We start from the raw sequence: 19507 nt of genomic DNA on the forward strand, positions 1-19507 counted from the left end.
TCCCATTCCGAACACGGAAGTCAAGCCCTCTTACGCCGATGATACTGCCCTTCGAAAGGGTGGGAAAGTAGGTCATTGCCAGGCTTTTTTTTATTTGTCCATGGGCTTGAAAAAAAGCGGGGCTTATAGAAAGATAGAAGCAGATCCAAGGCTGGTGCTTTGGAAGGAGGTTATATGAAAACAACGCTCAAAATTGAAGGGATGTCCTGTGATCACTGTGTCCGGCAGGTAACCGACACCTTAAAAGAAATACCCGGGGTAAAAACCGCCGCGGTAAGCCTTACGGAAAAAAATGCGGTGGTTGATCATGAGGATACGGTAACCCTGGAGGCGATGAAATCCGCGGTGGTTGAGGCCGGCTACGAGGTGGTATAAGGTTCCTTTGCGGTAATATCAGCCTTTCCTCTGTAAGCCTTCTTCGTGGCGGAATCGGAGCAGCAGGTCCACAAAGGCCCGGTTCCCCATGGGGGGATCCGCAAAATAGTAGAGATGGCTTTTACAGCGGCAATCGGAACAACCAAAACCCGGGACGGCCCCTCCCCCCAGATCGGCCAGGGCCTTTGCTAAAGAACATTCCAGATTACGGTAGGAGAAGATGGGCAGGGCCTTGATGGTTTCCGCATGGGGGGTAAGGTAATCAAGGTGCCAGTGTTTTTGTTTTCTGATTTTCCGCAGGTGCCGGTTTATACGGGTGGAGAGATTTTTTTGAGCGGAACCGGCGTAGACATACCATCCCGGGGCGTAAAGCCGGGAACCCAGGGACCCGGCAACAATTTCCGTGGGCTTAGGGATTTTGAGCAGGATGAGGTAATTGCCCCGGTTGCTTTCCGCCAGTTTCCCATGGGAAAGATCCACCGGAATAGCGGCCGATGTCAATAGTGCCGTGCCCTCCCGGTTACAGCAAAGCAGGGCCGCGTGGATATCCACCCCCGGACGGCCCCGGATACTGCCGTGACGGCTCAAGGCCGCGGCAAAGGCGGGGTCCGTATGGAGGTTGGGGATAAAAACCCGGGGATTTCCGTGGACTATGACAAAAAGCACATGGCAGCTATACCCCTCCGCCCGTAGGGCCGCCAGCTCTTCCAGGTGTTTCAAGGCCCGGCCGCTGGGGGCATCGGGGAACATGGCAACCCCGTATTCGATGAGGGAACAGGCCTTTACTTCCACCAGATGCCGATTTCCCTTCCGGTCGATGCAGAGAAAGTCAAACCGGGATGCCCCCAGGGTAAATTCCCGGTGGATTTCCCGGAGGCCGGGAATTATCTTTTTTAGGATGAGGACTTCCGCCGCCTTATTTGCCCGGGAGGAAAAGAGGGGGGCCACCCCGTCCCGGTAATAGATCCCCGCCGCGGTCCAGCCGGTCTTAGCCTTGGCGGGGGGGCGGCGGAGGGGCGCCCCCGGTTCCGGGGAAAGGGCCTCCCGTTGTTCCAGGATGAGTTTTGCGCCGGGAAACACAAATTCCACCAGCCGCCCCGGATTAGGGCAATGGCAGGGAATTTCCTCGTCCCCGTCCCGGGCGATGATAAGGAAACGGTTGGGACGTCTGACAAAAAGGGCCTCCCGGTGGTTGGTAAAAAGCCGTACCGTACCATTTTCCGGGGATGATGGGTTACCCGTTTTCCGCCTTCTTTCCACCGAAGCCTCCGGCGACGACCTCCCACTGGGTGATGAGGGTACCGGAGAGGATGAGGCAAAAGCCCAGAAAGGTCCAGGTTCCCAGGGGTTCCCTCAGGAGCAAAACCCCTCCCAGGGCGGCAAAACATCCCTCCAGACAGAGGATGATGGTGGCGTGAGCCGGAGGGGCGTTTTGTTGGGCTACCACTTGAAGGGTATAGGCAACACCCACCGACCCTAAGCCCCCGTAGAGTATGGGGATAAGGCTGCTCCGCAGCAGGGCCCCGGAGATCGAGCCGGATCCGATGCCGCTTACGAGCGCGGGAAGGCTGTGCCAGGAAAAAAGCCCCGAAGCATACAGGGCCGGATTTAGCGCTTGTACCCAGCCTCCAAAAAAGGGTTCCACCGTCACGGCGGCGATAAGCGAAAAAGAACCGCACCAGGCGAATTGTCCCGAAGAAAGCAGGAGCGGATCCGTGATTTTTACCAGCCGATCGATGAGCAATACATGGAGGGCCCAGAAGACGGCGCTTATGGCGGTGACGATATCCCCGGGGTTAATCGATTCCAAATGCCCGGCGGCGCTGAGGAAGTAGAGCCCGCTCAGGGTACATCCCGCGCCTATCCAGGTGGGAATCCCGGTTTTTTTGCCCCAAACAATACCCAGTATGGGGACTAAAACCACATACAGGCCGGTGATAAACCCCGCGTTTCCCGCGGTGGTAAACAGGATCCCCCATTGCTGGAGGGTCACCGCGAAAAAAAGGCAGCCCCCCGCCAGAAAGGAGTTAAAAACAAGGGAGCCGGAGGCTCCCGCGATTCGTTTCGAGTCCAGTCCTTTCCACCGCCTGAACCGGATGAGGGGGAGGAGGGAAAGGCTTCCCAAGATAAACCGTATCCCGTTAAAGGCAAAGGGCCCCACATATTCCATGCCCGAGCGCTGGGCCACAAAACCAAAACCCCAGATACAGGAGGTGAGTAATAAAAGCAGATCCGCCTTGAGGGCTTGTTTATTCATAGCTCGGCACTGCTAGATTAGGTATCTTCTCAAGGACAATTTCGGATAATATTTTGAACTGCAGGGGCAATAATTCCGCATCGGGGGTATCGTACCGGGCCAAGAGCTTGTTAAATTCGTTCCTGGCCTGACCGTATTTTTTTTGCTTATAATGGATAAAGGCAATCTCATATTCCGCCGTGCATACCAGTTCCATATTTGTCGGGTACCTTTCTAAAAGGACCTCATAATACTGTAAGGCGTAATCATATTTGTTTCTATCCAACGCCTCCTGTCCCCGTTGAATCAATTCCGCGGGACTTAAGTCTTCGGAAATATCCAGGGGACCGGAAGCACAGGAGACAAACCAAAAACCGATTAAAACAAGGACCATATATTTTATTCGATACATACCCTTGTTATATGCTAATAAAGTATTAATAACAAGGGGTTTTTCGGGTCTTGCCCTCACCATATAAAACGCCCCGGGGTATTAGTCGTCCTCATCCCTATCTTCAAGGGTGTAGAATTCATCCCGGTTGGGGAGGTTCTTTCGGAGTTCCCGGATAAATTCCCGGGTGTCGCCCATTTCCTCATAGGCGTCACAGCTATCCAGGTAACGGCGGGTGATGGTACAATATTTGTACATCTTTTCCTGGCCGAGCTTTTTTTTCCATTTTCCCGCCGCGCAGCGGATCCGCAGTACATACCGTTCTTCCCGATCCGATTTGGCAGGGATCAGTTTACAATGAATACAGTTGGCGCAATATATCTTTCCGCTTTGGAATTCCTCGGCGGGGTCTTGGCTGATTACCGGCGGTAAAGCCCTTGTTTCTTGAACTTCCAACTCAACTGTTTGAGTCATCATGTTACCTGCCTTTTTAACATTTGAAATCTCAGGCTGCTTGACAAGCACGATTTGTCTTTCAAAATCCTGATCCTGCCGGGTCGCCGGATTTTGAAACGACTCCCTGTTTTTAAACAAACTCGAATGTATAAATATTCCAAAATATTAATAATTAGTCAAGATATACCGGTAAATTCAGGGTAAAATTTGCATAAAAATTACAAATATATAGAAACAGGCTGTTGACAGGGATAACTATTTATGTAATTTTATAATCATGAATGGACAGCAGATTTTGCAGGATGGTGTTTCCCTTTCCCGCCGGCCGGCTTTTTTTCTTGCCGCTTATTATGTATCCCGTCTCCGTACCGCCGCTTCCCGTCTTAAGTAAGAGGGGGCCGGAATTTATCGGCCTTGTCTTGACGCTGCCGGGGAAGTGCTCCCCTTTAAAGGTCTATTTTTTCAGTACCAAGAGGCGGTTTCAAAAAATGTGGGTTTTGAAACGGGCTTAAAAGCAAAGGTGAGGGTTATGGTATGATTGCGGGAGTTATTGGCGCTACCGGATATGCGGGGGCGGAATTAGTCCGGCTTTTATCAGGACATGCCGGGATTACGGGGCTTTCCCTTTCCTCGGTGAGTTTTGAGGGGGACCGGATTGAAGCGGTATACCCCAATTTTTTAAAGCGGGTTTCAGTTACCCTGGATAAAGCGGAAGAAGTGGTTAAAAATTCCGGGGTGGTTTTTTCGGCCCTGCCCGCCGGGGCGGGGGAGGATTACGGGAAACTTTGTATGGAAAAGGGGGTCCCCTTTATCGATATATCCGCGGATTTTCGTTTCGGGGATGATGAGGAAACCTATGCCGCCTGGTACGGTAAGCCCTATAAACACCCCGAACTGCGGTCCTATGCCGTATATGGCCTGCCGGAATTCAACCGGCGGAAAATAAAGGAGTTGGCCGCCGGGGGACGGGTGATCATCGGAAACCCCGGCTGTTATCCTACCGCGGCGTCCCTGGGGGCGTTTCCCGCCCTTGCCCGGGGTATTGCCGGGCCGGGGGTGGTGATCGTGGATGCCGCTTCCGGGATAAGCGGGGGGGGGCGGGAGCCGAGCCGGGCCTTCCATTACCCCGAATGCGCCGATGCGGTGATCCCCTACAAGGTGGGCGCCCATCGGCATACCCCGGAGATAAGCCGGAATTTTGCCGCCATGGCCGGGGGAAACGCCCCGGGGGTGATCTTTACCCCCCACCTGGCGCCCATGAACCGGGGTATCCTCAGTACCATCTATATCCCCCTGGCGGAATCCTGGCGGTCCCGGACCGTTTTCGGGGCGCCCCGTCCCCCCGGCGGGGAGATTGAGGAGAAAACCGGGAAAATCCGGGAACTTTACGCGGCGTTTTACCGGGACGAACCCTTTATCCGGCTGCTTCCCCCGGGGATTGCCGCCGCTTCCAACCGGGTGCGGCAGTCCAATTTCTGCGATATTTCGGTACACCTGGACCAGGGGGGTACTACCCTGATCATCCTCAGCGCCATTGACAATATGGTTAAGGGTGCCGCCGGACAGGCCATTCAGAATATGAATATTATTTTCGGGTTTGATGAAACCGCGGGACTTACCGCGATTCCTTCGTTATTTTAACGGGAAGGCGGCTGCGGTATGGTTGATGAACAAGAAGGGGAACGGACGGTGAAAGAGATAGCGGGGGGCGTATGCGCCCCCAGGGGGTTCCGGGCCGGGGGGATCCGGGCAGGAATAAAGGCTTCATCCCAAAAACGGGATTTGGCCCTGATCTATTCGGAAAAGCCCTGTGCCTCGGCGGCGATGTTTACCACCAACCGGGTCCAGGCCGCCAGCGTCCTGGTCAGCCGGGAACATCTGGCCCGGGGGGGCTGCCGGGCGGTGATCGCCAATTCGGGTAACGCCAACGCCTGTACCGGCGAGGCGGGGCTGGCCGCCGCCCGGCGTATGGCGGCTTTGGCCGCGGAGAAGCTCCTCATCGCCGGGGAGGAGGTGGCGGTGGCTTCTACCGGGGTTATCGGCCTTCCCCTGCCCATCGCGGTTATTGAAGCCGGTATGGACCGTTTGGTCCGGTCCCTGCAGGGGGATACGGCGGGCCACGACGCCGCCTTGGAGGGGATCATGACCACCGACACCCGGAAAAAAGATATTTCCCTGGAAATAGAGATCCGGGGTGTTCCGGTCCGGCTGGGGGGTATGGTCAAGGGTTCGGGGATGATCCATCCCAATATGGCCACCATGCTCTGTTTTATCACCACCGATACCGCCATATCCGCGCCCCTCCTTGACCGGGCCCTCCGGTATGGGGTCAGCCGTACGTTTAACCGGCTTACCGTGGACGGGGATACCTCCACCAATGATATGGTCCTGATTATGGCTAACGGTGAGGCGGGGAATCCGCCGATCAATACCGGGGGGGATGCATTCGAGGCCTTTCAAAAGGCCCTGGAATTTCTTTGCCTGTACCTTACCCGGGCCATGGCCCGGGATGGGGAGGGGGCCGGTAAGCTGTTGAATGTGGCGGTTCGGGGAGCGGCGGACGAGGAAAGCGCGGAGGTTCTGGCAAAATCCGTGGCCGCCTCAAATCTGGTTAAGGCCGCCTGTTTCGGCGCCGATGCCAACTGGGGCCGGGTCCTTTGCGCCCTTGGTTACGCCGGGGTCTCCTTTGACCCGGCCGCGGTGGATGTCCGTTTCGCGAGCCGCCGGGGTACTCTTTTGGTATGCCGGGGCGGGGCCGCAGTTCCCTTTTCCGAAGATGAGGCTAAAGAAATTCTTTTGGAAGATGAAATATGGATCCTGGTAGATCTGGGGGGGGGAAACCCGGCGGCGGGTGGGGAAATTCGTATGCCCGATCCCCTTAACCTTGGTCCGGGGGAGGCCGTCGCCTGGGGCTGCGACCTTACCTATGACTATGTCAGGATAAACGGCGACTATCGCTCCTAGGAATTGCGGAATAAAAGAATTAAGGAAATAAAATGAAGGATATGACGATTTCGAATAACGACCGGGCGGAGGTGTTGATCCACGCCCTCCCCTATATACAACAATACCAGGGTAAAACCATGGTGGTTAAGTACGGGGGAAACGCCATGATCAACGATTCCCTCAAGGCGGCGGTGATCCAGGACGTGATCCTCATGACCTGTGTCGGTATCCGGGTGGTGCTGGTTCATGGCGGCGGCCCGGAGATCGGGGTTATGCTTTCCGCCATGGGCAAGGAAAGCCGTTTTGTCCGGGGGCTGCGGTATACCGATGAGGAAACCATGGAAATTGTTCAGATGGTGCTCTGCGGTAAGGTGAATAAGGATATATGTTCCCTGATCCAGGGGGCCGGAGGCAGGGCCCTGGGCCTTTGCGGCATTGACGGAGCCCTGCTCCAGGCCAGGCGGATCACGGAGGAGGATCTGGGCCTGGTGGGGGAAATCGAGACCGTGGAAACTTCCGTGTTAACGGTCATCCTGGATTCGGGAACCATTCCGGTGATCTCCTCGGTAGCCCTGGGGATCGGGGAAGACGCGGGGCATGCCCTCAATGTGAACGCCGATACCGCCGCCGCCAAGATCGCCGCGGCTCTGAAAGCGGAAAAACTCATCCTGATGACCGATGTACAGGGGATACTCCGAAACGTGGAGGACCCGGATTCGTTAATTAAGGCGCTTACCAAGGCGGAATTGGATGACCTTACCCGGGGGGGGGTGATAAATAAGGGGATGATCCCCAAGGCCGCATGCTGCGGACTCGCCCTGGAAGGGGGGGTCAAAAAGGCCCATATCATCGACGGACGCCTTCTCCATGCCCTGCTCATTGAGTTATTTACCGATGAGGGGATTGGAACTATGATTACCTGAGGAGCAAACCATGACGGACCTATTTATGAACACCTATCACCGGTTGCCGGTAACCTTTGTCAAAGGGGAAGGGGCCTGGCTTTCGGATGTCAACGGAAACCATTACCTGGATTTTACCGCCGGTATCGCGGTGAACTGTTTGGGCCATGGGTACCCGGCCTTGGTAAAGGCTATTTCGGCGCAGGCGGCGAGAATCAACCACGTGAGTAATTATTACCAGAGCGATGTATCCCTGGCCTTTGCGGAAAAACTGGTGGCCGCCTGTGCCCCGGCGGGGATGCAAAAGGTCTTTTTGGCCAATTCCGGGGCGGAGGCCAATGAAGGGGCCTGCAAAATAGCCCGGAAATACTCCTTTAAAAAATACGGCGGCGGACGGCACCGGATCGTTACCCTGAAGGGGAGTTTCCACGGCAGGACCATTACCACCCTGGCCGCTACCGGGCAGGAAAAGTTCCACCAAAATTTTGGTCCCTTTACCGAAGGCTTCCTTTTTGTGCCCCCCGGGGATATAGACGCTTTGGATCGGGCCCTGGACCCTTCCTCGGTGGCGGGACTCCTCATGGAGCCGGTCCAGGGTGAAAGCGGTATCATCCCCCAGGAAGAAGCCTATATTAAGGCCGCGGCCCGGTTTTGTGCGGACCGGGACATACTCCTCATGTTTGACGAGATCCAGTGTGGGGTGGGGCGGACCGGAACCTTCCTGGCCGGTGAGGCCTACGGCGTGAAACCCGATGTAGTGACCCTGGCCAAGGGGCTTTCCGGGGGAGTCCCCGTGGGGACGGTCCTGGGGGGCAAAAAAACGGCGGATGTCTTTGAGGTTGGGGATCATGGTTCCACCTTTGGGGGAAACCCCCTGGCCGCCGCCGCGGGCCTGGTGGTGCTTGATACGGTACAAAAACCGCAATTTTTACAGGAGATCCGGAGGAAGGGGGACAAGATCCAGGAGATCCTCCGGTCCTGGAATCATCCGAAGATCCGGGAGATCCGGGGCCGGGGCCTGATGATCGGGGTGGATATCACCGTGGAAGCCTGGCCGGTACTGGAGGCTTCCCTGGCCCAGGGGCTCCTGATCCTTTCCGCGGGGACCCATACCCTGCGTTTCCTTCCCCCCTATATTATCAGCGACAACGAGATTGGACAGGCGTTGAATATACTGCAGCAGGTGCTTTAGGTAATGGAAATGGTTGAATTGTTGGCCCCGGCGGGATCTCCTGAGGCATTGGCGGCTGCCGTGGGGGAGGGGGCCGACGGGGTTTACCTGGGGCTCAAGAGTTTTAATGCCCGGATGCGAAGCGCCAACTTTGCCTATTCCCAGTTTGAGGGGGCCCTCCGGACCCTGCACCGGATGGGGCGGAAGGTTTATGTAACGGTAAATACCGTTTTTGAGCAGCGGGAAGCCGACCGGATGTATCAGCTCCTGAACTATCTGGCCGGTCTGGGCCCTGACGGCATAATCGTACAGGATTTTGGGATCCTCCGAATGGTCAGGGATAATTTTCCTTCCCTTAAACTTCACGCCTCTACCCAAATGAATATTGCCTCCGCCCGGGGGGGGAATATCCTTTCCAAATACGGGGTTTCCCGGGTGGTTCTGGCCCGGGAACTCAGCCTGGGGGAGATTCGGGATATCCGGGAAAAAACCAACCTGGAACTGGAGATTTTTGTCCACGGCGCCCTCTGTGTAAGCGCTTCGGGGTTGTGTCTTTTTTCGAGTTTCCTGGGGGGAAAGTCCGCCAACCGGGGTATGTGTACCCAGGCCTGCCGCCGGATTTACCGGGATGGGGAGGGACAGGGACAGGGTTATTATTTTAGCCCTTCGGACCTGCAGCTTTTGGAGCGGGTTCCTGATTTAATAGAAGCCGGGGTGAATTCCTTCAAGATAGAGGGGAGGATGAAAAGTGCCGAATATGTGGGAACCGTGGTGGCCGCCTACCGGCGGGTACTGGACGGCCTGGGGGGTAATCCGGAAAAGGTAATCGCCGAAGGGCTTGCCATCCTTCGGAATGATTTTGCCCGGACCAAAACGACCTTTTATTTTGACGGGGCCTATACCGGAACGGGCGGAGCGGCTGCCGCGGAAAGGGATCAAGGGCTTCCGTGGCTCAAGGCGGATCAGGACGGAGGCACCGGGATAGCCCTGGGGACCATCCTCAAGACCCGGGGCAGCGGTGAGGACCGCCGGGGCCTGCTCCCCGCCGGGGTCCTGTCGCCAGTGGTCGGGGATTCTATCCGGCTGCACCGGGCGGACGATTCGGAACGCCGGTCCCACCGGATACATTTTGTTGAGGATGAGGGAAAAAACCGCTGGGTTTCCATTCCCGAGGGGTTTGATACCGGAGATTCGGTTTATCTTATCCAAACCAAGGGTATGTCCAAACGGTATCCCCCGGTGCTGTCTAAAAATTCAGAGGGGTTCCGCCGTTTACCGGGCCGGGAAAAAGCCCCGGAGATAACCCTGCCGGGGCTGAAAAAGAGTGAAACCAGGGCCTTCCCCGAGGGGTTTTACGGGGCGGTCTCGGAAATCGAGGCCCTGTATATACTCCAGGCGGTCCGGCCGGTACGGGTACTCCTGGCCTACAACCGCCGTACCGCGGATCATCTTTTGGGTAAAAAGCCTTCCCTGCCCTTTAGTCCCGGGGAAATCATCCTGGCGCTGGATCCTTATTTTCCCCAGGCTCGGGAAAAAGTCCTGGAAGAAGAGATTCCGCTGCTTATGGAGCAGGGGTATTGCCAATTTGTGGTCAATAATCCGGGACATTTTTCTTATTTCCGGGGCAAAGCCGCTTCCCTTATTGCCGGTCCTTACCTGTATACCTTTAACCGCTGGGCCCTTGCTTTTGTTGCCTCCCTGGGTACGGACTTTATGGTTTCTCCCCTGGAAAATAACCGTCAAAACCTGGAACGTACCGTTGAAGCCGGCCGCAGATCAGGGGTCTTTATCACCCTGTTTGCCTATCCGGCCCTGTTCCGAATCCGGGCCAATCTGGGGGGGGTGTATCATTTTAGTAAATTTCAGGATAACCGGGAGGAATCCTTCCGGCTTATCAATACCGGCGACGGTTCCCTGGTTATTCCGGAGCAACCCTTTTATATCGGCGATAAAGTACCCTTTCTTAAAACAGCGGGGTTTAACCGCTTTATCCTGGATTTTTCAGGCCCCCCCTTAAAGAAAAAGGATTACAAGGACATTATGACCGCGGTCCGAAACGCCCTTCCCCTGCCCAATACCTGCCGTTTTAACTGGAAAGACGGATTTTACACGCCCCAGGAGTAGGGGTTTGCTGCGCCTGCGGGGGAAACTGCCCCAGGTTCTCTTGCGGGGCTTACCAAAAACATGCCTCCAGGTAAAGGCAGAGGGCATGGTATACGGGAAGGTGTAATTCCTGTACCTCATAGGTTTTTGTTCTGGGCACCTTGATACAGACATCGCAGCGTTGTTTTAAGACGCCTCCGTCTTTTCCGGTCATGCCCAGCACCCGCATGCCCTTAGCCTGGGCAACCAGGGCGGCATAATAAATATTTTTTGCGTTACCCGAAGTGGAAATTCCCCAAAGGATATCCCCTTCGGCGCCGTACACCAGGGTCTGCTGGGCGAATACCTGGTAGGGATCCACGTCGTTTCCGAAAGCGGTGGACAGGGCAATATGGCCGGTTAAATTAATCGCCGGAATGCCCCCCTGTAATGAACGGGCCAAGGTTTCACCCTTTTCACGGTCCAGGGCCCGGAGCTTCTCCCCCAGCGCCGCCGCCAGGGGCCGCGGCCGGCAAAAGGATTTTACCAATTCGCCGGAAATATGATCCGCGTCCGCCGCGCTGCCTCCGTTACCGCAGAGGAGAATTTTTTTTCCTTCCCGGATCCCCTTTTCCAGGAGCTCGCCGGCAAGCACTAGGTCCCCGGCGCAGGGGGCCAGCTCGGGATACCGTTCAAAGAGTTCGTTAAAAATGGGATGATAATTCTTCATCATAAACCTCTTATCGGTGGAGCCGGTTTCAAAACTTGAGTTTTTTGAAACCGGCTTTGGAAATAGTGCAACTTTTAGTCGTTACTGTCTATTAGAAACTTACCGGTTCTAATATTTCTTCCTCCTCGACCGGTATTTCTGAAAAAGCTTCATCCGCCACGATGTTTCCGGATACGGGTTCCTCCTCTTTCTTAAAATCAGGACGGAATTCCACATGTTCCGCCACGATGGTAACCTTGGATCTCGGTTTTCCATCGGTTCCGACCCAGCGATCCTGTTTTAACCTGCCCACAACCCGTACCCCCCTGCCTTTGTGACCCAGGTTATAGCAGCTTTCCGCCAGTTTCGACCAGGTTTCCACGTCAAAAAAGCCCACTTCTTTTTCCAATACCGAATCTTGTCTAAAGAAACGATTTGAAGCAAGGCTGAAGGTACAAAGGGGGGTCCCTTTGGCCGTGGAACGGAGAAGGGGGTCCCGAACCAGGTTACCTTCGATCAAGATGGAGTTGAGGTTATTCATAAACGCCTCCCGCTAATGTAGATCCGGCGGTTTACGGCGCGCCGGTCATGGATTCCCTGGGGGCTTACATCCGACGGATCCGTAAGCAGCCGGAGCATATCCATGATACCTCTTATATGGATCCGGCATGCATGACGCTTCAATAGGGAACTTAAATTCTTCTGTTTTGCAGCAAATTTATGATATAAAGCTTAATGTAGGCGATGAGCGCATCGTAGTCGCCCAATTGCTGCAAGGTCGAGGATTCCGAGACAAAGGACTCGGCGGTCTCTTCAAGAAAATCCCGGGTGATCTTTGGTTTTTTGGGAAGCCGCATGAGCTGCCGCATCCGGTCAGAGATATAGGAATTAACATCCTCCACCAGATTTTTTCGTGCCTGGGGATTAAGCCGGGTATTCCAGCGGGCTTCATGATCCCCCAAGGTTTCGGCCAGGGTTTTTCCCTGGGGGATAAGTTCCGCCGCCATATCCTTAAGGACGGATGATAAATTAGTATTAGTATCCAGGTAAGATTCCGGTTCCAGGGTTTCTTCATCATCTTGAGCATTTTGGGCGTTTTTTCGTTTACCCAGGTTTTTAAAGAAAGTTATAATATGGACCAAGATGGGGATAGAATACCAGAAGGGCAGCAGCATTCGGGAGTCGGAGAGGATCGCCCTTCGGTCAAGCAACAGCAGTACCGAAAGGGGGAGTACCTTTCCGTCTTCAAAAAGCTTGGAGGTTTCCGAGAGTTTGGTACTTTTTTCCAGTTCGTGATAGGTCAGGGCCAACTTATTGTCCCGTAAAAGTATGAGCAGCATGGGGTTTACTTTTCTTGTCATCTGGTGTAATAATCGCTCAAAATCTTCATCATTATCCATTGCGGGCTCCCGATCATAGGCCTTGAGCAGTTTGAACCAGCGTTCCGAAACCATTTTTTTTACCCCGGGACGGGCATCGGTAAGAAACCGGGAACAGAGGAGCAGGATAACGGTTTTTTTTACAAAAAACTGTTCCCCGGCCGGATCATGGACGATAAGCAATTCCGGCAGTTCGTTTTCCGCATGTTCGGTGACTTTTGTTTTAAGAAAGGTTTCCAGATCTTCCTGGGAATACTGCCCTAAAAGAGGGATCCCCTTGCTGTCGCTGAATTTCATAATGGCGGACAGATTATACAAATAGGGGGGTTTGTCAAAACAGAGGCCCAGGTTTTTTAAAGCGGTTTCCCGTGCTTTGGCCCGGACCACCTTATTGGTGTGATAATTATTCAGAATTTCCAGAATATAGACCGCTTGCAGGATCGCGATATCCCGGACGGTTAACTCGTTTTTCTGGAGTACTTCACCTTTGACGAGGTTACAGAAAAAAGAAAAGAAGAGGAAGGAAAGCTCTCCCCCGGATTCTATGCTGTACAAACAATTCATGGGCTGGGTCATCATATAGTTGATCATATCCTTTAAATAATCTTCCCTCCCCTGGAACCGGGAGATCATTTTGCTTTGGATATGCTCCTTGTTACCCTGGACCCACAGATATTTCTGAACTTTGAGCATGGTCATTTCGGACAAGCGCCGGGGAATCAGATCCGATAGAATGATCATATCGGGCAGGTCCCGGGGAAAGGTAAATTTAATAATGGGTAAAATCGTTTCCTGGGGATTCTCCATATATGGGCCCAGGTCATGCTCTATATACAGGACCCGCAGCTGATCCGGGGCGATATTCAATTTGAGGGTTTTTTCATCGGGAAAGGGCATTTCCGCGGTTTCCCCGGCCGTATAGGCCTGCCGAATGACGTTTATATAAAAGGTGGAAAGAAAAATTTGCGTTTCCTTGGTATTGGTATTCAGTTTACATTTTTCTTCTTTCACCAAAACCGGCAGGATTTCCCAGATTTTTTTCTCCGTATTCGTACTCCAGGGGAGCCATTCCGGATGAGCCGCCGATAAACGTTGGGCGCTTTTTTCCACATAGTGGATAAATTTATCCAAATCAATATAGGGGGAATGAAATTTTTTCGCATAGGATTCTAATAAAGTATAAAGATCAATATCTGCCATAAGTAAAGAATAAACGTTATTTTAAAATTGAGCAATCATTTTGTAGAAATCGTTGATATCTTATGGTATATTGAGCCGGTTTCAAAATTCGGTTAATTTTAAAACCGATTTGATGGTATAGTAAGGTAAGGAGGTAACCTTCGTTTGTCCGAATCGACCTTATCCGCCCCGGGACCTGCCGGCAGGGGTGGTATTATAAAAACGGCGGCTATTTCAGCCCTGGCGGGAAACCTGTTCCTGGCGATCCTTAAAATTGGTTTTGGGATATCCTCAGGAAGCCTGGCCGTATTGGGGGACGGCATGGATTCATCGGTGGATGTGCTTATCGCCCTGATGTCCCTCCTGGTATCGGTGGTCATTTCCCGGCCCGCCGACGCGGGTCACCCCTGGGGGCACGGCAGGGCCGAAACCGTGGCCACCGCGGTCCTTTCCTTTATCCTGTTTTTTGCCGGCGCCCAGCTCATCCTCAATGCGATTTTGAGCTTCTTTTCCGGCAGTATTCGGGAGGTTCCCGCCCGGGAGGCCCTGTATATCACCGTGGTTTCCATAGCCGGAAAATTGGTGCTGGCCTGGAGCCAATACCTGTTCAGCAAAAAAGCCGCTTCGGCCATGCTCAGGGCCAATGCCAAGAATATGGCCGCCGACGTGATCATCTCCCTGGGCGTCCTGGGGGGGCTGGGCTTATCCCTGTTTTTTAAGAATGGGGCCATTGATTCCGCGGCGGCGATTCTGGTGGGGTGCTGGGTTATCAAATCGGCGGTGGGTATTTTTATCGAAGCCAATGCGGAACTTATGGACGGCGGCTCCGGAACCGCCTCCTACCGGGCAATTTTTGACGCGGTCCATTCGGTAGCCGGCGCGGGCCGCCCCCACCGGGCCAGGATGCGGCGGATAGCGGGTTTTTGGGACATTGATATGGATATCGAGGTGGATCCGAACCTGACGGTATATGAGGCCCACCGGATCGCATCCCAGGTGGAACGGGCGATTAAGGAGCGGGTGGAGGGGGTCTATGATATTATGATCCATGTGGAACCCGCGGGAAATAAGGAAAATGAGGGGTTTGGGCTTTGTGAAGACACCGTAAATGGGGATTACGAGCCGCAAAACGTGGAAAAGTAACCACGAACCACTCGAACACCACGAACAAAGAGGAAGATCGGGAGGAGGGAGGTGGTGAGAAGTGAGGAATTATGAAAGTTGGTATCGGATGCGGTTTAGATGATAAAAACATGACTTTCAAATGAAAAGTTTGTGAGGTTTGTGGTTTTTTCTGTCCTTTGTAGAGACTGAGCATTGCCGGGGATATTCCCCGTTCCCTTGCATTCTGCGCTCCATCGTGGTATCCTCGTGGTAAATCTTGACGAGGAGGCGGGTATGGCGTATTCCAGGATGGTTGATCTGCGGGCTGCGGCAAAAGAACGCCCGCTTACCCCCCCCCAATATGTAGCATAATTTCAATAACCAGTACCCCATATATCGTGTATGCCGTGACGCGGTGGGTGTCCGGCATGGGCGCAGAGACCTCAGCCGTTATAACGAATAAGCCGGCCGTTATCACAAAAAAATCAGCCGTTACCACGAATAACTCAGTCGTTACCACCAAAAAGCCGGCCGTTACCACAAAGAAATCAGCCGTTATCACAAATGACTCAGTCGTTATCACCAATAACCCGGCCGTTGCCGCGAATGGCGGGAACGGGGAAAAAACAGCCTTTGAGGCCGTTCATATATAAGGAGCATACTATGGCAAAGTCAAGCGATTGGATGCCGGGACCCCGCACGGAGATCCTGGCGATGTACCACAACTGGATTTCTTACCTGACCGCGGAACTGCGGACGGCCTGGGGAATTCCCCCGGACCAGTTCACGGAACTGGGGACCCTCTACGGGAACGCGGAGGCGCTGCTGCAGAAGGCCACGGACGAGGCGGGACGGACCCATGTGATCACCGTGGAGTGCCAGGGGGCCTTCGCGGCCCTGAGCGCCAAGATGCGGTTCTTCCGGGACCGGTACTTCAAGCTGCCCCCGCTCACCGAGGGGGACTGGGCGGGACTGGGTTTCCGGCCCAGGGACACCCACCCGACCCCGGCGCCGCCGCCGGACGGGGTGCCCGCGGCGTCGTTAAGCTACCCCGGCGGCCCCCACGCCCTGACCGCGCACCTGGGGCCCCTGGCGGGGACCCGGGAACTGGACCCGGCGAGCGACTACGGCTATGCGGTCTACCTGGGGATCATGCCCCCCGGCGGGGCCACCCTGGAACAGGCGGCATCGGATAAGCACTACCTGATGAAGCCCCCCGCGGACGGGAAGGGCCTGCAGCACTACCGCTTCACCCGGCGGCGGAAGGAGAAGCTCCTCTTTGACGCGGAGGATGCGGGTATGACGGCATACGTCTGCTGCCGCTACGAGAACCAGAAGGGGCAAGCGGGGCAATGGGGTCCGGTGGGGTCGGCGATCATTCCATGAAGGTTACGCGATGAGGGAATGGTCCTACAACGGCCCTTCGGACTTTGCCGTAACAGCGGCATTTGCCGGGCCTACGCCGCGCCGTTTTTACTGCCGGGACACGCTCACCGGTTCGCGTGCGGTTATTGGGCGGGGGGCCGGTGGTTCAGGCGATTATTCCGTAAAAGTGAGGAGGGAGGAGTTAGAAGTGATTAGTGGATAGGGGGCGGGGGGCAGGGAGCGATGTGCAGGCTGACCGTGCCGCTCTTCATAGTAATTAATTTGCCGGCGGACGCGGCTTCGGTGAGGCCGGGAACGCAAAGGGAGATAAAGATGAAAAAGAACCGTGGGATATTGTTCGGGTCCGCCGTTTTGGTCGCGGCGGCGATATGTATGGCCGGGTGCGGTAAGGGGGGCGCGGTTTCCAGTGCGAAGAAACTGGAGGCCCGCCTTGCCGCCGCAAGCGGCGGAGCAACGTGGGATGATCCGGTCCCGGCGGCCTATCGCGGGAAGGAAACCCCGGCGGCCGTCTACGCCGCCCTGGAAAACGCGGGAAAGTACGTGAGCCTTGACCTTTCGGCAAGTTCCCTCACGAGTTTTCTTACCTACGACAGCGATGCAAAGAAGCTGATCGTGTCCCTGACCCTGCCTGACGCGCTCACCGCGATTCCCGCCGGTGATCGCGAGGGTTCGGCATTTACCAGTCTGAAAACGATCAGCGCCGCAAAGGCAACAACGGTCGGTGATTATGCCTTCGCCAGGTGCCCCTTGATCGACGTAAGCCTGCCTGCCGCAACGGACATCGGCGGGGGCGCCTTCTCCGGCTGCGATGCCCTGACCAGCGTGAGCCTGCCTGCGGCAACGAGCATCGGCGAGAGCGCCTTCGAGGAGTGTGATGCCCTGACCGGCGTGAACCTGCCGGCGGCAACGAGTATCGGCGAGTGGGCCTTCGAGGAGTGTGATGCCCTGACCGGCGTGAACCTGCCGGCGGCAACGAGTATCGGCGAGTGGGCCTTCGAGAACATCGGCAATTTGGCGGATGTGTACTCAGGCGCGGGCACCTACGTGCGGGATAACGGCAATGACGAGACATGGAAAAAACAATAGTAAAGGAGAAAACAAATGAAGAAACGAATCATCACAAGAGTATGGGCCGCGGCATTGGCAATAAGCGCCGCGTTGGGTTTCGCTTCATGCGCCACCACCGCTACAGGCGGCAGTGAGCCGGGAAGCCTTTCCATCACCGGATTACCGGAGGAGTTGGAGGGTGAGAATGTCGATTTCAGCCTCATCAGTTCTGTAAAAAATGATGCGGTACTTTTAATCAATGCTCCGGGTGAAAACACTAATAACCCGAACAGAAGGATGGTGGCTGTCACGAATGGCGAAGTCAAACTACCGATCTATACAGGAAAACACCGTCTATATTCCTCGAAACCGAGTGCCGGCTACTCCGGTAGTGATACCTTCAGGATTATTATAATGACGAGTAAGGGCATCGGTACTTTCGAAAAATTGGTGCAATTCCAGAATGGCACGGCGATGGTGGAGTGGCCCAAGACGGCTGTGGCGCAGGCCGCCGCACCCCAGCCCACCGCCGCGCCGGAGCCATCCCAGCCCGTGTCGCAGCCCGTTACCCCGCCGGACGAGGACTTTGAGGTTATACAGAACAGCGACGGCAAAACGCTCACCATAAGCAAGTACAAGGGTTCTTTTACCAATATCATCATTCCCGCAAAACTCTACGGTCTCCCGGTAACGGTCATTGGCGAAGGAGCGTTCAAGGGCAAAGGTTTAACTAATGTCATTATTCCTGAAGGCGTTATCACCATTGCATCCGGTTCTATGGGTAGTTCTAGGGGTTGGATATATTCTGAGGCATTTGCCGATAATGAACTGACCAGTGTTACTATCCCAAACAGTGTTACCCGGATTGGGGACCTTGCATTTTATGAAAATAAACTTACCAGTGTTACCATAGGGAATAGTGTTACTACCATAGGAGATCATGTATTTGTCGGCAATCAACTGACCAGCGTGGTTATTCCCGACAGTGTTACCTCCATTGGAGACGATGCTTTTAGCAGCAATAAACTTACCAGCCTTGCCCTGGGAAATAGGGTTGCCACCATTGGAAATGGTGCATTTCAAAGCAATCAACTGACCAGCATTACTATCCCCGACAGTGTTACCTCCATTGGGCTTAATGCATTTCTCGACAATCGGTTAACCAGCGTTACTCTCGGCAGAGGGATTAGGGTGATTAGGGTTGGTGCATTTAAAAATAATCAACTGACCAGCATTACCATCAAAAAAGATAAATATGAAATCCAAACCGGCGCCGGGTTTGAGCAGAACTTTGTTAACTTTTACGAAAGCCAGGGCCGTACACCCGGGACATACGTCAAGAACGGGCCGATTTGGCGCAAGCAATAGAGACCGGGCCGCCCGACGCCATGTTGAGCCCTCCCTTCGGGGAGGGCTTTTTTTGCCGTACCAGGCGTTATGAGGGGGATGCGCCGGGCCCCCCACGGGAGGGCCTTCGGGGGGCGTTGTTCCGGCGGATGGCCGAGCCGTTTGAGCGGCGAAGCGTAAAGAGCCTGTTGTGCGAAATTTGGGCAAAATATATGAAAAATTATAAAAAACGGTATTGACATTATAAATTAAACAATAAACAATAAAAATATCATGGAGGTTTTTATGCAAAATGCCACCTATGGAATATATAAGGACGGTCAAATTATTTTCGATGAGCCTGATATAAATATCAATAATTCACGGGTTCTTGTGGTTTTTTTGGATGAGGAACCTAAAGTATCAAAATTAATGGATTTTTTTAAATTATATGGACCGTGGGAAGATACTCGTGATATTGAAACTATTATCGCTGATATACGGAATAGCAGGATTTCAAAGGCTGCTATTACCTTATGAAATATTTACTGGATACGAATATTTGTATTTATTTTCTTAATCAAGATAAAACAATCATTGAAAGAATGAACAAAATACCTGTTGGTGATATGGCAATATCAATTGTAACTATTGCAGAATTACAGTTCGGGGCATTTAATTCAAATAAGATAAAAGAAAATCTGGAAAGAATAAAATATATAAGAAGTCACTAGTGTCCAAAACAGGAACAGATTCTACCATACGAACTCCTGCTGAACTGATAATATTTCCGGTGGTTTGGGAGGAGGTGATGGATT

At 54.0% G+C, this 19507-nt stretch carries 19 protein-coding genes and 1 rRNA gene; 13 read left to right on the forward strand and 7 right to left on the reverse strand.

From position 1 onward, the window contains the following. Window positions 1–84 (forward strand): 5S ribosomal RNA (rrf, locus tag LQZ21_RS13225); the annotation flags it as partial. Between the two features lie 90 nt (window positions 85–174). Further along, window positions 175–375, forward strand: coding sequence for a heavy-metal-associated domain-containing protein (locus tag LQZ21_RS13230; RefSeq protein WP_411044993.1), 201 nt, complete (start codon window positions 175–177; stop codon window positions 373–375). Window positions 376–393: 18 nt separating this feature from the next. Here the strand turns inward: LQZ21_RS13230 and LQZ21_RS13235 are convergent, their stop codons facing one another. The 4 genes from LQZ21_RS13235 to LQZ21_RS13250 all read right to left on the reverse strand — a co-directional run bounded on the left by LQZ21_RS13235 (window position 394) and on the right by LQZ21_RS13250 (window position 3479). After that, the gene (locus tag LQZ21_RS13235) at window positions 394–1635 is read right to left on the reverse strand and encodes a DNA/RNA nuclease SfsA (RefSeq protein ID WP_411044994.1); all 1242 of its coding nucleotides are present in this window, start codon (window positions 1633–1635) and stop codon (window positions 394–396) included. Beyond that, window positions 1610–2632, reverse strand: coding sequence for a DMT family transporter (locus tag LQZ21_RS13240; RefSeq protein ID WP_411044995.1), 1023 nt, complete (start codon window positions 2630–2632; stop codon window positions 1610–1612). The genes LQZ21_RS13235 and LQZ21_RS13240 overlap by 26 nt, the downstream gene beginning before the upstream one ends. Continuing rightward, the gene (locus LQZ21_RS13245) at window positions 2625–3023 is read right to left on the reverse strand and encodes a tetratricopeptide repeat protein (protein WP_411044996.1); all 399 of its coding nucleotides are present in this window, start codon (window positions 3021–3023) and stop codon (window positions 2625–2627) included. Before LQZ21_RS13245 ends, LQZ21_RS13240 begins: the two co-directional genes overlap by 8 nt. Window positions 3024–3104: 81 nt before the next feature. Next, complete coding sequence (locus LQZ21_RS13250) at window positions 3105–3479, reverse strand: hypothetical protein (protein ID WP_411044997.1); 375 nt, start codon at window positions 3477–3479, stop codon at window positions 3105–3107. A gap of 513 nt (window positions 3480–3992) precedes the next feature. On the opposite strand from LQZ21_RS13250, the gene argC reads away from it, so the two are divergent. From argC to LQZ21_RS13275, 5 genes are read left to right on the forward strand one after another with little or no spacing between them, the layout of a single operon-like run. Further along, entirely contained in the window at window positions 3993–5099 is a 1107-nt protein-coding gene (gene argC, locus LQZ21_RS13255; RefSeq protein ID WP_411044998.1) for an N-acetyl-gamma-glutamyl-phosphate reductase, read from the forward strand. Between the two features lie 18 nt (window positions 5100–5117). Beyond that, the gene (gene argJ, locus LQZ21_RS13260) at window positions 5118–6422 is read left to right on the forward strand and encodes a bifunctional glutamate N-acetyltransferase/amino-acid acetyltransferase ArgJ (RefSeq protein ID WP_411044999.1); all 1305 of its coding nucleotides are present in this window, start codon (window positions 5118–5120) and stop codon (window positions 6420–6422) included. Between the two features lie 32 nt (window positions 6423–6454). Then, entirely contained in the window at window positions 6455–7327 is an 873-nt protein-coding gene (argB, locus tag LQZ21_RS13265; RefSeq protein WP_411045000.1) for an acetylglutamate kinase, read from the forward strand. Window positions 7328–7337: 10 nt separating this feature from the next. Continuing rightward, window positions 7338–8498, forward strand: a complete 1161-nt coding sequence (locus LQZ21_RS13270) for an aspartate aminotransferase family protein (protein ID WP_411045001.1) — start codon at window positions 7338–7340, stop codon at window positions 8496–8498. 9 nt (window positions 8499–8507) lie between these two features. Continuing rightward, a complete protein-coding gene (locus LQZ21_RS13275) occupies window positions 8508–10601 on the forward strand; it encodes a peptidase U32 family protein (protein ID WP_411045002.1) in 2094 nt (697 codons plus the stop codon). A gap of 49 nt (window positions 10602–10650) precedes the next feature. Here the strand turns inward: LQZ21_RS13275 and LQZ21_RS13280 are convergent, their stop codons facing one another. The 3 genes from LQZ21_RS13280 to LQZ21_RS13290 all read right to left on the reverse strand — a co-directional run bounded on the left by LQZ21_RS13280 (window position 10651) and on the right by LQZ21_RS13290 (window position 13847). After that, window positions 10651–11292 (reverse strand): D-sedoheptulose-7-phosphate isomerase, encoded by a 642-nt coding sequence (locus LQZ21_RS13280; protein ID WP_411045003.1) that lies wholly within the window; start codon window positions 11290–11292, stop codon window positions 10651–10653. Window positions 11293–11380: 88 nt separating this feature from the next. Further along, complete coding sequence (locus LQZ21_RS13285; protein ID WP_411045004.1) at window positions 11381–11809, reverse strand: single-stranded DNA-binding protein; 429 nt, start codon at window positions 11807–11809, stop codon at window positions 11381–11383. 151 nt (window positions 11810–11960) lie between these two features. Then, entirely contained in the window at window positions 11961–13847 is a 1887-nt protein-coding gene (locus LQZ21_RS13290; protein ID WP_411045005.1) for a hypothetical protein, read from the reverse strand. 144 nt (window positions 13848–13991) lie between these two features. Here LQZ21_RS13290 and LQZ21_RS13295 point away from each other — a divergent pair, with 144 nt between their 5' ends. The 6 genes from LQZ21_RS13295 to LQZ21_RS13320 all read left to right on the forward strand — a co-directional run bounded on the left by LQZ21_RS13295 (window position 13992) and on the right by LQZ21_RS13320 (window position 19423). After that, the gene (locus tag LQZ21_RS13295; protein WP_411045006.1) at window positions 13992–14969 is read left to right on the forward strand and encodes a cation diffusion facilitator family transporter; all 978 of its coding nucleotides are present in this window, start codon (window positions 13992–13994) and stop codon (window positions 14967–14969) included. A 624-nt stretch (window positions 14970–15593) separates the two neighbouring features. Next, window positions 15594–16316 (forward strand): hypothetical protein, encoded by a 723-nt coding sequence (locus LQZ21_RS13300; RefSeq protein ID WP_411045007.1) that lies wholly within the window; start codon window positions 15594–15596, stop codon window positions 16314–16316. A gap of 312 nt (window positions 16317–16628) precedes the next feature. Further along, on the forward strand, window positions 16629–17402 hold the full coding sequence (locus LQZ21_RS13305) for a leucine-rich repeat domain-containing protein (protein WP_411045008.1): 774 nt from the start codon (window positions 16629–16631) through the stop codon (window positions 17400–17402). A 15-nt stretch (window positions 17403–17417) separates the two neighbouring features. Further along, window positions 17418–18731, forward strand: coding sequence for a leucine-rich repeat domain-containing protein (locus tag LQZ21_RS13310; RefSeq protein ID WP_411045009.1), 1314 nt, complete (start codon window positions 17418–17420; stop codon window positions 18729–18731). Between the two features lie 264 nt (window positions 18732–18995). Next, the gene (locus tag LQZ21_RS13315; protein WP_411045010.1) at window positions 18996–19229 is read left to right on the forward strand and encodes a hypothetical protein; all 234 of its coding nucleotides are present in this window, start codon (window positions 18996–18998) and stop codon (window positions 19227–19229) included. After that, a complete protein-coding gene (locus LQZ21_RS13320; protein ID WP_411045011.1) occupies window positions 19226–19423 on the forward strand; it encodes a PIN domain-containing protein in 198 nt (65 codons plus the stop codon). Before LQZ21_RS13315 ends, LQZ21_RS13320 begins: the two co-directional genes overlap by 4 nt. The last annotated feature ends 84 nt before the right edge of the window (window positions 19424–19507 follow it).

The organism is Treponema sp. TIM-1, from assembly GCF_046533115.1.
In the GTDB taxonomy this organism is placed as follows: domain Bacteria; phylum Spirochaetota; class Spirochaetia; order Treponematales; family Breznakiellaceae; genus JAIRMO01.

Excerpts from the sequence above, each read along its gene's own strand:
- LQZ21_RS13230 (WP_411044993.1), top strand. The coding sequence starts at position 175 with ATGAAAACAACGCTCAAAATTGAAGGGATGTCCTGTGATCACTGTGTC.
- LQZ21_RS13240 (WP_411044995.1), bottom strand. The coding sequence starts at position 2,632 with ATGAATAAACAAGCCCTCAAGGCGGATCTGCTTTTATTACTCACCTCC.
- LQZ21_RS13245 (WP_411044996.1), bottom strand. The coding sequence starts at position 3,023 with ATGTATCGAATAAAATATATGGTCCTTGTTTTAATCGGTTTTTGGTTT.
- LQZ21_RS13250 (WP_411044997.1), bottom strand. The coding sequence starts at position 3,479 with ATGATGACTCAAACAGTTGAGTTGGAAGTTCAAGAAACAAGGGCTTTA.
- argC (WP_411044998.1), top strand. The coding sequence starts at position 3,993 with ATGATTGCGGGAGTTATTGGCGCTACCGGATATGCGGGGGCGGAATTA.
- argJ (WP_411044999.1), top strand. The coding sequence starts at position 5,118 with ATGGTTGATGAACAAGAAGGGGAACGGACGGTGAAAGAGATAGCGGGG.
- argB (WP_411045000.1), top strand. The coding sequence starts at position 6,455 with ATGAAGGATATGACGATTTCGAATAACGACCGGGCGGAGGTGTTGATC.
- LQZ21_RS13270 (WP_411045001.1), top strand. The coding sequence starts at position 7,338 with ATGACGGACCTATTTATGAACACCTATCACCGGTTGCCGGTAACCTTT.
- LQZ21_RS13275 (WP_411045002.1), top strand. The coding sequence starts at position 8,508 with ATGGTTGAATTGTTGGCCCCGGCGGGATCTCCTGAGGCATTGGCGGCT.
- LQZ21_RS13280 (WP_411045003.1), bottom strand. The coding sequence starts at position 11,292 with ATGATGAAGAATTATCATCCCATTTTTAACGAACTCTTTGAACGGTAT.
- LQZ21_RS13285 (WP_411045004.1), bottom strand. The coding sequence starts at position 11,809 with ATGAATAACCTCAACTCCATCTTGATCGAAGGTAACCTGGTTCGGGAC.
- LQZ21_RS13290 (WP_411045005.1), bottom strand. The coding sequence starts at position 13,847 with ATGGCAGATATTGATCTTTATACTTTATTAGAATCCTATGCGAAAAAA.
- LQZ21_RS13300 (WP_411045007.1), top strand. The coding sequence starts at position 15,594 with ATGGCAAAGTCAAGCGATTGGATGCCGGGACCCCGCACGGAGATCCTG.
- LQZ21_RS13305 (WP_411045008.1), top strand. The coding sequence starts at position 16,629 with ATGAAAAAGAACCGTGGGATATTGTTCGGGTCCGCCGTTTTGGTCGCG.
- LQZ21_RS13310 (WP_411045009.1), top strand. The coding sequence starts at position 17,418 with ATGAAGAAACGAATCATCACAAGAGTATGGGCCGCGGCATTGGCAATA.
- LQZ21_RS13315 (WP_411045010.1), top strand. The coding sequence starts at position 18,996 with ATGCAAAATGCCACCTATGGAATATATAAGGACGGTCAAATTATTTTC.
- LQZ21_RS13320 (WP_411045011.1), top strand. The coding sequence starts at position 19,226 with ATGAAATATTTACTGGATACGAATATTTGTATTTATTTTCTTAATCAA.